Here is a 15,588-nt window from a genome sequence, read left to right on the forward strand (position 1 = left end):
CCGTGGAGCGATGGGAGATTGGTCGCAGTCACTGGTCGATGTCGAGGTGTCGGCCGAGGACGCACCCGAGTTGGGTGCCCGCCTGACCCGGTGGCTCATCGACACCGGGGTGATCAGTGCCGAACAATCCGACTGCGTGCTCGGGACGCCACTTGGTCACCCGCCCGGACCGAACTATGGCCACGCCATCGGCGGTACCGAACCGGCACCGGTGCTCTGGACAAACGGGGCCGCCATCAGCGTCGGCCGGGTGGTGTCATACAGCTACGAGCCTGAGGTATTGACTTGCCGGCGCTGCGGGCACCGGGAGCTGCCGGCACCGGATGATCAGAATTGGCAGGCGGCATTCGCTGCCATCGGTGATTGGGCAGATGGTGGTGTCGGTGCGATGTCGTGCCCGTCCTGTGGTGCGGACAACGACGTGAACGGGTGGGACTGGGAGCCGACCTGGGGATTCGGTCTGCTGACCATGGAGGTCTGGAATTGGAATCCGTTGGCGCCCGAGTTCATCGCCGAGGTCAGCGGATTTCTCGGGCACCGGATCGTCTATACGAACTTCAAACTCTGAGCGGGCGTTGCGGTCATGGGCTTGTCGGTGCGGTATCGCACAATAACGGGATGACTGACAGCGCTGGGCCGGCCCACGGCGATTCTGCCGAAGCCCGCAAAGCGCGCGGTGCGTACTTCACCCCGGTCCAGATCACCGATTACCTAACCCAATGGGCAGTGCGGTCCGCCGATGAGCGGATCTTGGAGCCCTCGGCCGGGGACGCGGCCTTCCTGGTAGCCGCCGCCCGCAGGCTGCAGCAGCTCGGTCTCGAGCATCCCGAGCTCGACGGCATCGAGATTCACCGGAGCAGCGCCACCACGGCGCGCCGCCGCGTCACTGAAGCCGGGGGACGGGCCAGGATCAGGACATCCGACTTCTTCGACGTCGAACCGCGTGCTGAGTACACGGCGGTGATCGGCAATCCGCCCTACATCCGCTACCAGGATTTCCGAGGTGCCATCCGGGCGCAGTCGCGCCGCGCCGCACTCAAGGCGGGTGTCACGCTGTCTGGGCTGGCCTCGAGCTGGGCCGCGTTCACCGTGCACGCTGCGTTGTTCCTGCAGCCAGGTGGGCGCCTGGCCCTGGTGCTGCCCGCCGAGCTGCTGAGCGTCAACTACGCGGCGGCGGTGCGGAAGTTCTTGTTCGACCGGTTCGCCAGCGTGGAGTTGGTGATGTTCGACGAGCAGGTGTTTCCCGAGGCCGAAGCCGATGTGGTGCTGCTGCTGGCCGACGGCTATGGGGGTGGGCCGACCAGTCACGCCGTCATCCACCGGGCCTGCAACGCGAGCTCGTTGACATCCGAACTCGCACAACGTCGTTGGTCGCCGCGCGATCCCGCCGACAAGTGGGTCAGCGGCCTGATCGGTAACGCGCCGGTCGATGCGCTCCACGGTCTACATGAGGCTGGGCAGTTCACAACCTTGGAGGCGTGGGGCGACACGACTCTGGGCATGGTGACCGGCAACAACGGCTTCTTCGCTCTGTCCCCGGAGCGCGTACATGAGCTGGGTCTGCGCGGTACTGACCTGTTGCCGTTGTCCCCGCCGGGCAGTGCCCATCTACGCGGCCTCACGCTGACCGCCGAGCAACTGGCCAGGCTGGGGGAGGACGGCCGGTCGATACACCTGTTCCGTCCGGCCGGGCAGCCGTCGGCCGCTGCGCAGCGCTACATCGACGCCGGCCACGCCGCAGGTGTGCATCTGGCCTACAAATGCCGGGTGCGTCAGCCTTGGTATCTGGTGCCACTGGTGAAACCGGCCGATCTGCTGCTGACCTGTATGAACGCCGACACTCCGCGGTTGATCAGCAACCGGGCCAAGGCACATCATCTCAACTCGGTGCACGGCGTGTATCTGCGTGACGGGGTGCGCACGCTGGGGCGCGACCTGCTGGGCTTGGCGGCGCTGAACTCGGTGACGGTGCTACATGCCGAGATCGTCGGCCGTTCCTACGGCGGCGGGATCCTCAAGATCGAACCGCGCGAGGCCGACCGTTGGCTCGTTCCGTCACCCGATCTGGTGGCCGCGCGTGCCGACGAACTGCGGGCCGTCCGACGGAGGGTCGGATCGCTGTTGGAGCGTGGCCGTCTGCTCGATGCGACTCGCGTCGTCGACGATGCGTTGGGACTGGAGACGCGGATCGTTCTGGAACCCGTTCGTGCCGCGCGCGATTCATTGGCGACCCGCCGGACGGTAAGGTCTCGGCGTGCCCGCTGAACCGTCGACCAAGGCCACAGCATGGGCCATCTTCGATCGCATCGTGGCCGACGCCGCGCCCGGCGGTGTGCACACCAATCCGTGGGTGCGCAGCGGAGGCGCACTGACCTTCGTTCCCGATTTCCGGGTGCTGCGCAAGCTTCTCGGCGTCCCGCTGTTCCTGGACGCGCCGTCCACCACCGGCGTTCCGGCGCTGGCTTTGGACGTGTGGCTGGCCTACGAGTTGCGGCGTGCTGGATTCGATGCGGATGCGGTGTGGCCCCGAGCGACGGATCCGCGGATCATGCCCAGCGCGATCGCCAGTCTGCTCGAGGCGCTGCCGCAGAAGGAACGCCACCTCATCGAGCAACGGCTGAAGCGGTCGATGAAAGGCGTTGCCGCGTCGAGTGCCAGCGTGCTGGGCAAGCACTACATGAAACAGGTCGACGTGGTGATGTCGGATTGGGACACCGGCCCGGAGTTGCTGATCAGTACCAAACGTATGGATTCCAGCTTCGGCAAGAATGCCGCCAACCGGGTCGAGGAAAGTTACGGCGACGCCAAGAATCTGCGTCTGCGCCACCCGCTTTCGGCGCTGGGCTTTGTCTACGGCTTGCGCTCGACGATTCTGAGCACAGAACCGGACAAGGCCGAGTGGCTCATCGATCTGCTGGGCAAGCTCGGCACCGAGGACGACGCCTATCACGCGGTGGCGCTGGTGATGATCGATTACGACGTCGAGGTCGCCGAGTCCGCGGACGAGGAGGTCGACAGCATCGAAAAGGCCGAGCCGGACGCGCTGTTCGAGATCGTCGACGTTGCCACGGCCGCCGTCGACGAGGCGTTGGCGGCACTACCCGACATCGCGATCCGGCATGACACGGTGCCGCCCGAGCTGCAGCCTTCGCGGTTTCTGGCGACCATGGTCAACCGCGTCATCGACACCACACCGGTGACCCGGCACCGTGAGGCGCGTCGGCGGCGTAACACAGCCGCCGAAGCCTGACGCAATCGCCGAGATCAACGCAAGGGTCGCGCATTGGCGCTGCGAACGACCATTGCGTCGCACTCGCGGAAGCTACAACGCCCGCGAACTGGCCTTGGCCCGCGCACTCCACCGGCCGTCCTGATACCCCACCACCACTGGGTGCGCAAACGCTTCGCTGACGTGTTCGGTGTTGACGACGTCGCGGGCCGCGCCGCTGGCCACCGTGCGGCCGTGGGCGATCAACAGGGCGTGCGTGGTGCTGGTGGGCAGCTCCTCGAGGTGGTGAGTGACCAGGATCGAGGCCATGTCCGGATGCGAGTCATCCAGAGTGTCAAGCGTTTCCAGCAATTGCTCGCGAGCCGCGACGTCCAGACCGGTGGTCGGCTCGTCTAGTAGCAGCAGCTGCGGATCGGCGATCAATGCCCGAGCGATCAGGGTGCGGCCGCGTTCGCCCTGGGACAGCGTGGGCCAGATCGCGTCGGCCCGCGCCGACAGCCCCACGGTGTCGATCAGTTCCTCGGCCCGGCGGGCCTGTTCTGCGGTCGGTTCCCAGTGCGCGGCGATGTCGATGGTGGCGGTGATGCCGGTGAGGACCACCTCGCGCACGGTGAGCGGGTACTGCAGCCGGTACCGGGGATTCACGTGGCCGATGGAGCGGCGCAGCACGGCCAGGTCGGTGCGGCCCATCTGGCCGCCGAGCACGTGCACGGTGCCTGAAGTCGGAAACGTCACGGCGGCACAGAAACCCAGCAGCGTGCTCTTGCCGGCGCCGTTGGGGCCCAGCAGCGCCCAGTGCTCACCGGATTGCACCGTCAGGGAGATGCCGTCGATGATCTGCTTGCCGTCGCGGCGGAACGTCACATCGGCGATGTCGAGGACCGGGGTCATGCGAAAGACTCCTTCAATGAGCTCAAATGGGTTCTGCTGGCCGCCGCGGCGGCTTCGGGATCTCGGGCGACGATCGCGTCGGCCAACTGCTGATGCAGGTCGTGATCGCAGGGCTCGGAGGCGATGGGCCGGATCTTGAGCATGTCGATCATCGCCAGCCGCAGCCGCGGCAGGAAGGCGTCGAACAATTGGATCAGCACCTCGTTGTGAGCCGCGGCGATCACCGTGCGGTGAAACGCCATGTCGGCGTCGACGTGGTCGGGTACCGACTGTCCGGTCACCCCGCGGGCGGCCAGGGTGCGACGAATCGCGCGCAGATCGGCTGGGGTGCGTCGGGTCGCGGCCAGCGCGGCAGCTTCGGCCTCGATGGCGATGCGCGCCTCGATCACCGAGACGATGGTGGCCCGACGTAGCACGGTGTCCCAGTCTTCGGCGGCGTCGAGTGCCGTGACGAATACGCCGGCACCCTGGCGGCTCTCCAACACGCCCTTGCCGGACAGTTCGCGGATGGCTTCGCGCAGGGTGGAGCGGCCTACGCCGAGCTGTGCAGCCAGGGTTGTCTCACCTGGAAGTCGATGTCCGAGTGGCCATTCGCCCTGGCGGATGCGCGTCAGTAGAAGCTGGGCGGTCTGGGCCGCCAGCGGGTGACGCTGAACTTGGGAGGTCATCGAAACCTGTCTACTTGTCTGAGGAGTTGTGTATAGTCTACCCATCATGACGCGTGCCCTCCTCCTTAGCCGCCGCGGCGGGGCCTGAATCGACCGGCCCCCTGCCGTGGGGCTGTGTCGCGCCGGTCGAACTCTCATCCGACCGAAGGCACCCTCATGACCACTTCCGTATTTCCCACCATCAACACCCCGGCCGGGGAGATCCCGGCCACCGCACCGGCCTGGAATCGGCAGCGGCACTCGCAAATGCCGTCGCACCGTTATGCCAGTGTCTACGACCGAGTCGAAGTTCCACTGGTGCAACGCGATTGGCCCACCGCCCGGATCGAACGCGCGCCGCTGTGGGTGCCGGTGGATCTACGTGACGGCAATCAGGCGCTGGCCGAACCGATGGACCCGGCCCGCAAGCGCCGCTTCTTCGAGCTGCTGGTGGCCATGGGCTACAAGGAGATCGAGGTCGGATATCCGTCCGCCTCGCAGACCGATTTCGACTTCGTCCGACTGCTGGCCGAGTCCGACATCGCCCCGCCGGACGTCACCATCGTGGTGTTCGTCCCGGCGCGCCGCGACCTGATCGAACGAACCGTGGACTCGGTGCGCGGCATCGGCAACGACGTCGTCATCCACATGTACACCGCCACCGCTCCGACCTGGCGCGATGTCGTACTGGGCAAGGCCAGAGGCGAGCTGAGCCAGCTCATCTATGCCGGTGCGCGTGACGTCCTCGAGTTCACCGACGGCATGCCGAATGTGCGGTTCGAATTCTCCCCGGAAGTGTTCAACCTCACCGAGCCCGATTACGTGCTGGAGCTGTGTGACGCGGTCACCGAGCTCTGGCAAGCCACACCGCACCGCCCGGTGATCCTGAACCTGCCGGCCACGGTGGAGGTCGCCACCCCCAACGTCTACGCCGACCAGATCGAGTACATGCACCGCAACCTGTCCCGCCGCGACAGCGTCATCCTCTCGGTGCACCCGCACAACGACCGGGGGACCGGCATCGCCTGCGCCGAACTCGCGGTGCTGGCGGGTGCTCAGCGCGTGGAGGGCTGTGTCTTCGGCAACGGAGAACGCACCGGCAACGTCGACATCGCCACCCTGGCGCTGAATCTGCACGCCCAGGGCGTGGATCCGATGATCGACTTCTCCGACATCGACGAGATCGCCCGGACCGTGAGCCACTGCACCCGCATGCCGATCCACGAACGCCATCCCTATGTCGGGGACATGGTGCACACCGCGTTCTCCGGAACCCACCAGGATGCGATCAAGAAAGGCTTCGCCGAACATCGCCGACGGGCCGCGGACACCGGACAGCCGGAGAACGAAATCGATTGGCGGGTGCCGTATCTGCCGATCGATCCGGCCGACATCGGCCGCACCTATGACGCAGTGATCAGGGTGAACTCCCAATCCGGCAAAGGAGGCATCGCCTACCTGCTGGCAGAAGAATATGGGCTGGAGCTGCCTCGTCGCCTACAGATCGACTTCGCCCGTCACGTCCAAGCACACACCGACGAAAGCGGCGCGGAGGTCACCGCCGCCGAACTGTTCGACCTGTTCGAAGCGACGTATCTGGATCCGGCCGGGCCGGTGCAACTCAAGGACTGGCACACCGGCGGCGACGGCGCGGCCGCAGTCACCGACCTGACGTTGGTGTTCGACGGCAGCACGGTCACCAACAGCCATCGCGGCATCGGACCGGTGGATGCACTGCGGGCCGCGCTCGCCGAGATCGGCCATCTGGTCGAGGTGTTGAGCCTGACCCAACAGTCGATCGGCAGCACCGCCGTCAGCTACCTGGAGTACCGGTCGCCCAGTCGCACCGGATGGGCGTGCGGGCGCAGCGATTCGGTGCTCGCGGCGTCGATGGCGGCGGTGCTGCGGGCGGTCAACGCGCCTTGAGCACTTCCAGTGCCTTGTCGGCGTGGCTGTCCATGCTGATCTCGCTGGCGATCACCGCGAGCACGGTGCGGTCGGTATCGATGACGAACGTGGTCCGCTTGACCGGCATGAGCCTGCCGAGCAGGCCACGTTTGACCCCGAACTGGGCCGCCACCTTGCCGTCGGCATCCGAGAGCAACGGGTAGTCGAAACTCTGGATGTCGGCGAACTTGGCCTGCTTGGCGACCGGGTCGGTGCTGATGCCGACCCGGTTCGCCCCGGCAGCGGCGAACTCGCCGGCCAGATCCCGGAAGTGACAGGCCTCCTTGGTGCACCCCGGCGTCATCGCCGCCGGATAGAAGAACAGCACCACGGGTCCGTCGGCGAGCAGGCTCGTCAGGCTGCGAATCGTGCCGGTCTGGTCGGGGAGCTCGAAGTCGGGAACGGTGTCACCGGTCCTGATCTGTGTCATGGTCGCTCACGCTACGCCGTCTGCATGCCGATCCTGCTCGGTCGATCTGGGAGGATTGGTCTGTGCAAACCACCCCCGACAGCCTCACCCGCACCACATCGCGCGAGGATTTCCGGGCATTGGCCGCCGAGCACCGCGTGGTCCCGGTGACCCGCAAGGTGCTGGCCGACAGCGAGACGCCGTTGTCGGCGTACCGCAAGCTCGCCGCCAACCGTCCCGGTACGTTCCTGCTCGAATCGGCCGAGAACGGTCGCTCGTGGTCGCGTTGGTCGTTCATCGGCGCCGGTGCACCTTCGGCCCTGACGGTCCGCGATGACCAGGCGGTGTGGCTGGGCACGGCCCCCAAGGACGCGCCCAGCGGTGGCGAGCCGCTGGCGGCGTTGCGGGCCACCCTGGATCTGCTGCAGACCGAGGCGGTGCCCGACCTGCCGCCGTTGTCCTCGGGGCTCGTCGGTTACTTCGCCTACGACATGGTGCGGCGTCTGGAACGGCTGCCGGAGCTCACCGTGGACGATCTGGGCCTGCCGGACATGGTGCTGCTGCTGGCCACCGACATCGCCGCCGTCGATCACCACGAGGGCACCATCACCCTGATCGCCAACGCGGTGAACTGGAACGGCACCGACGAGCGCGTCGACGAGGCCTACGACGATGCGGTCCGGCGCCTCGACATCATGACCAGTGCGCTGGGCCAGCCACTGTCGTCCACGGTGGCGACATTCAGCCGACCCGAACCCGACCATCGCGGACAGCGCACAGTGGAGGAGTACACCGCGATCGTCGAGAAGCTTGTCGGCGACATCGAGGCCGGTGAAGCCTTCCAGGTGGTGCCCTCGCAGCGGTTCGAGATGACGACCCAAGCCGATCCCATTGACGTCTACCGGATGCTGCGGGTGACTAACCCGAGCCCGTACATGTACCTGCTCAATGTCCCCGACGTCGATGGCGGACTGGACTTTTCGGTCGTCGGCTCCAGTCCCGAGGCGCTGGTCACGGTGAAGGACGGCCGAGCCACCACCCATCCGATCGCGGGAACGCGGTGGCGCGGTGCCACCGAGGAAGAAGACGTCCTTCTCGAGAAGGAGCTCTTGTCCGACGAGAAGGAACGTGCCGAGCACCTGATGCTGGTCGACCTCGGCCGCAACGACCTGGGACGGGTGTGTCGCCCGGGCACGGTGCGGGTCGAGGACTACAGCCACATCGAGCGCTACAGCCACGTGATGCACCTGGTGTCCACGGTGACCGGGGAGTTGGCGGAGGGTAAGACCGCGCTCGACGCGGTGACGGCATGTTTCCCGGCCGGCACGCTGTCGGGGGCACCCAAGGTGCGTGCCATGGAGTTGATCGAGGAGGTCGAGATGACCCGACGCGGCCTGTACGGCGGCGTGCTGGGCTACCTGGACTTCGCGGGGAACGCTGACTTCGCGATCGCCATCCGGACCGCCCTGATGCGTGACGGCACGGCCTACGTGCAGGCCGGTGGGGGAGTCGTGGCCGATTCCAACGGTCCCTACGAGTACAACGAATCGGCGAACAAGGCCAAAGCCGTGCTCAACGCCATCGCCGCCGCCGACACATTGGCCGAGCCGTGACACGGGTGGCACAGGCGCTGTTCGTCGTCGCGGCGGTGCTGCTGTGGGTCGCCTCGCGGATGACCTGGGTCTCGGTGACATCGTTCGACGGGCTCGGCCAGCCCAAGACCACGGCGTTGACGGGCGCATCCTGGTCGACGGCGTTGATCCCCCTGGCATTGCTCGTGCTGGCGGCCGCGGTCGCGACGCTGGCCGTGCACGGCTGGGCGCTGCGGCTGCTGGCCCTGTTGATCGCCGCCGCCAGCGCCGGCATGGGGTACCTGGGGATCAGCCTGTGGGTGATCAAGGATGTGGCGCAGCGGGCCGCTGACCTGGCAGTCGTACCCGTCTCCCAGTTGACCGCCGCCGGGGGCGGAACCAGTCGTTCCTATGGTGGCGCGGTGCTGACGCTGGTAGCAGCTGGGTGTGCACTGGTCGGCGCGGTGCTGCTGATGCGGTCGGCCAACGGCGCGAGGCGTGGCAATGCGACCCGCTACGCGGCACCTGCAGCGCGGCGGGAGGCGGCCAAGGGCGACGGCGGTGATGAACCGATGTCGGAGCGAATGTTGTGGGATGCGCTGGACGAAGGTCATGATCCGACCGGTGACGGCAGTGATCCGGACAGTAAGGGCCGGTGAATGGTGAAGGTGTGGCGACGGCTACCCTTCCAGGGAGGGCAACCGGGACCGGCCCGGAGGCACCAGAAAGGAACCGACGGGCGATGAGTTCGGCCACAGTGCTCGACTCCATTATCGAGGGAGTCCGCGCCGACGTTGCCGCCCGCGAGGCCGTTATCAGCTTGGCTGATATCAAGGCGCGGGCCCAGGAAGCACCGGCGCCACTGAACGTGATGGCCGCCTTGCGGGAACCGGGTATTGCCGTGATCGCCGAGGTGAAGCGTGCGAGCCCGTCCCGAGGTGAGTTGGCCAATATCGCCGATCCGGCGCAGTTGGCTCAGGCCTATGAGGCCGGTGGCGCCCGGGTGATCAGCGTGCTCACCGAGCAGCGCAGGTTCAACGGCTCACTCGACGATCTGGACGCGGTGCGCGCGGCAGTGTCAATTCCGGTGCTGCGCAAGGACTTTATCGTCAAGCCGTACCAAATCCATGAGGCTCGGGCGCACGGCGCCGACCTGTTGCTGCTCATTGTGGCGGCACTGGAGCAGTCGGTGCTGGAATCGCTTTTGGAGCGTACGGAATCCCTCGGGATGACCGCGCTCGTCGAGGTGCACACCGAAGAGGAGGCCGACCGGGCGTTGCAGGCCGGGGCCAAGCTGATCGGTGTCAACGCCCGCGACCTCAAGACGTTGGAAGTCGACCGTGACTGCTTCGCCCGGATCGCGCCGGGGCTGCCCTCCGATGTCATCCGCGTCGCGGAGTCCGGGGTCCGTGGAACCGCTGACCTCCTGGCGTACGCCGGCGCGGGTGCCGATGCTGTGCTGGTCGGTGAAGGCCTGGTGACCAGCGGGGATCCCCGCAGCGCGGTCGCCGATCTGGTCACCGCCGGCACGCACCCGTCCTGCCCGAAACCGGCTCGCTGAACCAGTCAATGAGCCGCTTGTACGAAAAGACACTTTGATGGCGGATCTCGCGGGGCCCGAGTTGCCCCGTACCAGCGCAGGCGTTGCCGAACCCACCGTTCACGATCCCGACGAGTTGGGACATTTCGGATCCTACGGCGGCCGGTTGGTTCCCGAGGCGCTGATGGCGGTGATCGAAGAGGTCACCGCGGCCTACGAGAAGGCCCGCGGTGACCAGGCTTTCCTCGACGAGCTCGACCGGTTGCAGCGTCATTACAGCGGCCGTCCGTCCCCGCTGTACGAGGCGACCCGACTTTCCGAGCACGCCGGTGGCGCACGCATCTTCCTCAAGCGAGAAGACCTGAACCACACCGGTTCTCACAAGATCAACAACGTTCTGGGTCAGGCACTGTTGGCGCGGCAGATGGGCAAGACGCGGGTCATCGCCGAGACCGGAGCCGGTCAGCACGGAGTGGCCACCGCCACCGCATGTGCCCTGCTCGGACTGGAATGCATCATCTACATGGGCGCGGTGGACACCTCCCGCCAGGCGCTCAACGTCGCGCGGATGCGCTTGCTCGGAGCCACCGTCGTCTCGGTCGACGCCGGGTCCAAGACACTCAAGGACGCGATCAACGAGGCGTTCCGGGACTGGGTCACCAACGCCGACGACACCTATTACTGCTTCGGGACGGCGGCAGGCCCGCATCCGTTCCCGCTGATGGTGCGGGATTTCCAGCGGATCATCGGCATGGAGGCCAGAGCGCAGATCCTCGATCAGGCCGGCCGATTGCCCGACGCGGTCACTGCGTGCGTCGGCGGCGGCTCGAACGCCATCGGTGTGTTCCACGCCTTCATCGATGACCCGGCGGTGCGGTTGGTCGGTTTCGAGGCCGCGGGCGACGGCGTCGAGACGGGTCGGCACGCCGCGACATTCACCGGTGGCTCTCCTGGCGCGTTCCAGGGATCGTTCTCCTACCTGTTGCAGGACGAGGACGGCCAGACGATCGAATCGCACTCCATCTCGGCCGGTTTGGACTACCCGGGCGTCGGGCCCGAGCACGCATTCCTCAAAGACATCGGTCGCGCCGAGTACCGCCCCGTGACCGATACCGAGGCGATGGACGCGTTCGCGTTGTTGTGCCGCCGCGAGGGCATCATCCCGGCGATCGAGTCGGCGCATGCGGTGGCCGGTGCGCTCAAGTTGGGCCCTGAACTGGGCAGCGGAGCGATCATCGTGGTGAACTTGTCCGGGCGTGGCGACAAAGACGTTGAGACTGCGGCCAAGTGGTTCGGACTGCTCGACGAGGGGAGCGCGGGATGAGCCGGCTGGCAGAGTTGTTCGACGGCTGCCGCGCCGAGGGTCGTGCCGCGCTGATCGGTTATCTGCCCACCGGGTTCCCAGATGTTCAGACGTCGATCGCGGCGATGACGGCGATGGTCGAATCCGGTTGTGACTTGGTGGAAGTCGGCGTTCCTTACTCGGATCCGGGGATGGACGGGCCGACGATCGCGGCAGCCACCGAGGCGGCGTTGGCCGGTGGGGTTCGGGTGCGCGACACCCTCGCGGCGGTCGAGGCGATCAGCAACGCGGGCGGCCGCGCAGTGGTGATGACATACTGGAATCCGGTGTTGCGCAAGGGTGTTGACACGTTTGCCCGCGATCTGGCCTCTGCCGGTGGATACGGGTTGATCACCCCGGACCTGATCCCCGAAGAAGCCGTCGATTGGATCGCGGCATCGGAGGAGCACAATCTGGACCGGATCTTCCTGGTCGCCCCGTCGTCTACGCCGGAGCGGCTCGCGGCGACGGTGAACGCTTCAAGCGGCTTTGTCTATGCCGCATCGACCATGGGCGTCACCGGGGCACGCGACGTGGTCTCGAACGCGGCGCCGGAGTTGGTGCGCCGCGTCAAGGAAGTCTCCGACATTCCCGTCGGAGTGGGGTTGGGTGTGCGCTCGGGAGCGCAGGCGGCCGAGATCGGCGCCTACGCCGACGGCGTCATCGTCGGGTCGGCACTGGTGTCGGCCCTGAGTGAGGGGTTGGACGCAGTCCGGCGCCTCACCGAAGAACTGGCCAACGGCGTTAGGCAGAGGATTTCAGCTTGACCACTACCGTGCTCGCGTACTTGCCCAGCCCGTCACAGGGCGTCTGGCATTTGGGCCCGGTGCCGATACGCGCGTACGCGCTGTGCATCATCGTCGGCATCATCGCAGCGCTGGTGATCGGTGACCGGCGTTGGCAGGCGCGGGGCGGGCAAGCCGGCGTCATCTACGACATCGCCTTGTGGGCAGTGCCGTTCGGGCTTGTCGGCGGCCGGCTCTACCACGTCATGACCGACTGGCCCACGTATTTCGGGCCCACCGGCAAGGGTCTCGGTGCGGCATTCCAGGTTTGGCAAGGCGGTCTGGGGATCTGGGGCGCCGTCGCACTGGGCGGTGTCGGTGCCTGGATCGGTTGCCGGGCACACGGGATACCGCTGCCGGCCTTCGGGGACGCGATCGCGCCCGGAATCATCTTGGCCCAGGCCATCGGGCGGCTGGGAAACTACTTCAACCAGGAGCTGTACGGCGGGGACACCACCTTGCCGTGGGGCCTGGAGATCTACAAGCGACTGAATGCCGCCGGCATGCCCGACGATCTCAATGGCGTGTCCACCGGCGAGGTCATCAAGGTCGTGCATCCGACCTTCCTCTACGAATTACTTTGGAACCTACTGGTTTTCGCGCTACTGATCTGGGCGGACCGCAAGTTCAGGCTCGGCCACGGCCGGCTGTTTGCGTTGTATGTAGCCGGTTACTGTGCGGGCCGGTTCCTCGTCGAATTGATGCGTAGCGACCCGGCGACCGAATTCGCCGGTATCCGCGTCAACACCTTCACCTCGACGTTCGTGTTCATCGGAGCGGTCGTCTACATCATGCTGGCGACCAAGGGTCGGGAAGACCCTGCGACGCTGGTCGGTAAGCGCGATGACGAAGAGGACGAATCCGCGGTCGACGAACTCGGCAAGGAGTTGGTTGCCGCAGCGGCGGGTACCGGTGTCGTCGCGGCCGCAGTGGTGGCGGGTCAGGACGACGACGAAGATGCCGACCACATGCATCCGGACGAGGTCGGTGCCAGTGAGGACGACGGCGCCGAAGCTGCCGCGGCCATCGAACTGAAGGGGATCGCGGCCGAGCCTGACGAGGACGCCGGGGACGAGGAGTCCGAAGAATCCGAAGACGAGGCGGATCTCGAGGACGAGGCTGAAGACACCGAGGCAGAAGCTGAAGCTGTAGAAGCTGAGTCGGGCGTCGAGGAAGAAGCTGCCGACGAGCTCGCTGTCGTCGGTGATTCCACTGATGACGAAGGTGAAGCCGAAGAAGTCGAAGCCGAGTCCGATGCCGTGGAAGCAGCTGCCGGCGAGGTCGCTGATGACCAGCGCACTGCTACTGACGCCGAGGATGATGTCGCCGAGTCTGCCGAGGAGCAGGTCGCCGATCAGGATGCGGTAGCCGAGTCGAGCGGCGAAGAAGAGTCTGCCGACGAGCCCGCTGTCGCGGGTGATTCCACTGATGTCGAAGGCGAGGCCGAAGAAGCCGAGGCCGAGTCTGACGTGGAGGAAGCTGGCGAAGTCGCCGCTGACGATGAGTCCACCGATGTAGCCGACGAGCCGGAACTCGAATCGGAGGAAGCCGCCGAGGAGCAGGCTGCTGACGAGTCTGCCGACGAGGTCGCTGCCGACGATGAGTCCGCTTATGTCGAAGGCGAGGCTGACGGAGCCGAGGCCGAGTCTGACGTGGAAGAGGTTGGCGAAGTCGCCGCTGACGATGAGTCCACCGATGTAGCCGACGAGCCGGAGCTCGAATCTGAGGAAGCCACCGAGGAGCAGGCTGCTGACGAGTCTGCCGACGAGGTCGCTGCCGACGATGAGTCCGCTGATGACGAAGGCGAGGCTGACGGAGCCGAGTCTGACGTGGAGGAAGCTGGCGAAGTCGCCGCTGACGATGAGTCCACCGATGTAGCCGACGAGCCGGAGCACGAATCTGAGGAAGCCGCCGAGGAGCAGGCTGCTGACGAGACCGCGGACGACACCGAAGGCGAGGAAGCGGTAGTCGACACCGACACCGATACCGACACCGAAGACGCCCTTCCGGTTGAGACTGGTGAGTCTGAGACGTCGGTGGATACCGATGAGGTCGACCACGCGGATGACGTCGAGGTCGAGGCCGACGAAGGCGCCGCGGAAGCCGACGAGCCCGATACCGACGAAGAGGCTTCGGAGGAGCCCGCGCCCGAAGCTGCGGATGAGGCCGTCGACGAAGCCGAGTCCGAGACTGCCGAAACCGACGATGGCAATGACGATGGCAATGAGGACGTCTCCGACGAAGCCGAACCGGAATCACCCGCTGCTGTCGAGCCGTCGGATCCTTCCGAGCCAACCAAGCAGGGCGGTCGGGTGCGTCGCTGGTTCCGCCGTAACCGGTAAGGGTCGGGCTCTGGCATCCTGGCTGTATGACTGATCCGTCGCAGTCCGGAGGCTCCTCGGATATCCCTTCGTCGGCCGGCTTTCCGCCGCCCGCGGGGTATCCGCCGCCGCCACCGGGCTATCCGCCCTATCCACCGGCGTTCGTGGATCCGAGCGCGCCCTTCGGCCGTCATCCGGTGACCGGCGAACCGCTCTCCGACAAGTCGAAGGTTGTGGCCGGGCTGCTGCAGTTGGTCGGGCTGTTCGGCTTTGTCGGCCTCGGGCGGATCTACCTGGGCCAAACCGGATTGGGCATCGCCCAATTGATCGTGGGCTTGGCCACCTGCACCATCGGCGCCATCATCTGGGGGCTCGTCGACGCGATCCTGATCTTCACCGACAAGGTTCGCGACCCGTACGGGCGTCCACTGCGCGATGGAACCTAGCGGCCTGACCTCCACGACGGCCGGGCGATACTCGCTGCTGGCGGCGGGATTGCTCGGGGCCGGCGCGTTGACCTACACCGGTGTGGCGGATCCACACCGTCCCGGGTTCCTGTTTCCTGGCTGCCCGTTCAAGGCCCTGACCGGATTGAACTGTCCGGCCTGTGGCGGGCTGCGGATGACCCATGATCTGCTGCACGGCGACGTGGCCGCGGCGATCGTGGACAACGTATTCGCCTTGGTCGGTCTGCCTGCGCTGATGGTGTGGATGTTGGTGCGGTGGCGGTTGGGCAAGGCGCTGTTTCCGATGCCCGCGGTGGCGACGATCGTGGTCGCGTTGGTGCTGTGGACGGTGGTGCGTAACCTGCCGGTCTTCCCACTGGTCCCGACGTTAAGCGCTCAGTAGTAGCCCACCTGCGCTGATACACTGAAAATTCGGGCCGGTGCAGTCCCGGGACCAGGA

At 66.4% G+C, this 15,588-nt stretch carries 15 protein-coding genes; 12 read left to right on the forward strand and 3 right to left on the reverse strand.

Annotation, left to right across the window (positions count from 1 at the left end; genetic code table 11):
* The first annotated feature begins 10 nt into the window (after positions 1-10).
* Genes AC4ELH_RS03555 through AC4ELH_RS03565 form a run of 3 tightly spaced genes read left to right on the forward strand, consistent with a single transcriptional unit; the run spans position 11 to position 3,250 of the window.
* The gene (locus tag AC4ELH_RS03555; protein ID WP_448447671.1) at positions 11-568 is read left to right on the forward strand and encodes a hypothetical protein; all 558 of its coding nucleotides are present in this window, start codon (positions 11-13) and stop codon (positions 566-568) included.
* A 50-nt stretch (positions 569-618) separates the two neighbouring features.
* Complete coding sequence (locus AC4ELH_RS03560) at positions 619-2,265, forward strand: N-6 DNA methylase (RefSeq protein ID WP_448447669.1); 1,647 nt, start codon at positions 619-621, stop codon at positions 2,263-2,265.
* On the forward strand, positions 2,255-3,250 hold the full coding sequence (locus AC4ELH_RS03565) for a hypothetical protein (protein WP_448447667.1): 996 nt from the start codon (positions 2,255-2,257) through the stop codon (positions 3,248-3,250). Before AC4ELH_RS03560 ends, AC4ELH_RS03565 begins: the two co-directional genes overlap by 11 nt.
* 72 nt (positions 3,251-3,322) lie before the next feature.
* Here the strand turns inward: AC4ELH_RS03565 and AC4ELH_RS03570 are convergent, their stop codons facing one another.
* Together AC4ELH_RS03570 and AC4ELH_RS03575 are read right to left on the reverse strand one after the other, a co-directional pair.
* Positions 3,323-4,120 carry an ABC transporter ATP-binding protein gene (locus AC4ELH_RS03570; RefSeq protein ID WP_498883258.1) on the reverse strand — a complete coding sequence of 266 codons (798 nt, stop codon included), beginning with the start codon at positions 4,118-4,120 and terminating at the stop codon, positions 3,323-3,325.
* A complete protein-coding gene (locus AC4ELH_RS03575) occupies positions 4,117-4,788 on the reverse strand; it encodes a FadR/GntR family transcriptional regulator (protein ID WP_064887220.1) in 672 nt (223 codons plus the stop codon). The genes AC4ELH_RS03570 and AC4ELH_RS03575 overlap by 4 nt, the downstream gene beginning before the upstream one ends.
* A 156-nt stretch (positions 4,789-4,944) precedes the next feature.
* On the opposite strand from AC4ELH_RS03575, the gene AC4ELH_RS03580 reads away from it, so the two are divergent.
* On the forward strand, positions 4,945-6,693 hold the full coding sequence (locus AC4ELH_RS03580; protein ID WP_448447662.1) for a 2-isopropylmalate synthase: 1,749 nt from the start codon (positions 4,945-4,947) through the stop codon (positions 6,691-6,693).
* Here AC4ELH_RS03580 and AC4ELH_RS03585 read toward each other — a convergent pair.
* Entirely contained in the window at positions 6,680-7,135 is a 456-nt protein-coding gene (locus AC4ELH_RS03585) for a peroxiredoxin (protein ID WP_498883328.1), read from the reverse strand. The two genes, AC4ELH_RS03580 and AC4ELH_RS03585, sit on opposite strands and share 14 nt — an antisense overlap.
* A gap of 71 nt (positions 7,136-7,206) precedes the next feature.
* On the opposite strand from AC4ELH_RS03585, the gene AC4ELH_RS03590 reads away from it, so the two are divergent.
* From AC4ELH_RS03590 to AC4ELH_RS03625, 8 genes are all read left to right on the forward strand, one after another.
* Positions 7,207-8,736, forward strand: a complete 1,530-nt coding sequence (locus tag AC4ELH_RS03590; RefSeq protein ID WP_498883259.1) for an anthranilate synthase component I — start codon at positions 7,207-7,209, stop codon at positions 8,734-8,736.
* Positions 8,733-9,353, forward strand: coding sequence for a TIGR02234 family membrane protein (locus AC4ELH_RS03595; RefSeq protein ID WP_064887222.1), 621 nt, complete (start codon positions 8,733-8,735; stop codon positions 9,351-9,353). Before AC4ELH_RS03590 ends, AC4ELH_RS03595 begins: the two co-directional genes overlap by 4 nt.
* A gap of 83 nt (positions 9,354-9,436) precedes the next feature.
* The gene (trpC, locus tag AC4ELH_RS03600) at positions 9,437-10,255 is read left to right on the forward strand and encodes an indole-3-glycerol phosphate synthase TrpC (protein ID WP_055113911.1); all 819 of its coding nucleotides are present in this window, start codon (positions 9,437-9,439) and stop codon (positions 10,253-10,255) included.
* Positions 10,256-10,292: 37 nt separating this feature from the next.
* Positions 10,293-11,558: a tryptophan synthase subunit beta gene (gene trpB, locus AC4ELH_RS03605; RefSeq protein ID WP_498883260.1), complete on the forward strand. Its 1,266-nt coding sequence runs from the start codon at positions 10,293-10,295 to the stop codon at positions 11,556-11,558.
* The gene (gene trpA, locus AC4ELH_RS03610; RefSeq protein ID WP_498883261.1) at positions 11,555-12,343 is read left to right on the forward strand and encodes a tryptophan synthase subunit alpha; all 789 of its coding nucleotides are present in this window, start codon (positions 11,555-11,557) and stop codon (positions 12,341-12,343) included. The genes trpB and trpA overlap by 4 nt, the downstream gene beginning before the upstream one ends.
* Positions 12,340-14,703, forward strand: coding sequence for a prolipoprotein diacylglyceryl transferase (lgt, locus tag AC4ELH_RS03615; RefSeq protein ID WP_498883262.1), 2,364 nt, complete (start codon positions 12,340-12,342; stop codon positions 14,701-14,703). Before trpA ends, lgt begins: the two co-directional genes overlap by 4 nt.
* Before the next feature lie 26 nt (positions 14,704-14,729).
* On the forward strand, positions 14,730-15,128 hold the full coding sequence (locus AC4ELH_RS03620; protein WP_064887226.1) for a TM2 domain-containing protein: 399 nt from the start codon (positions 14,730-14,732) through the stop codon (positions 15,126-15,128).
* Positions 15,118-15,531: a DUF2752 domain-containing protein gene (locus AC4ELH_RS03625; RefSeq protein ID WP_498883263.1), complete on the forward strand. Its 414-nt coding sequence runs from the start codon at positions 15,118-15,120 to the stop codon at positions 15,529-15,531. The genes AC4ELH_RS03620 and AC4ELH_RS03625 overlap by 11 nt, the downstream gene beginning before the upstream one ends.
* Positions 15,532-15,588: the final 57 nt, after the last annotated feature.

Source organism: Mycobacterium shunyiense (assembly GCF_058270075.1).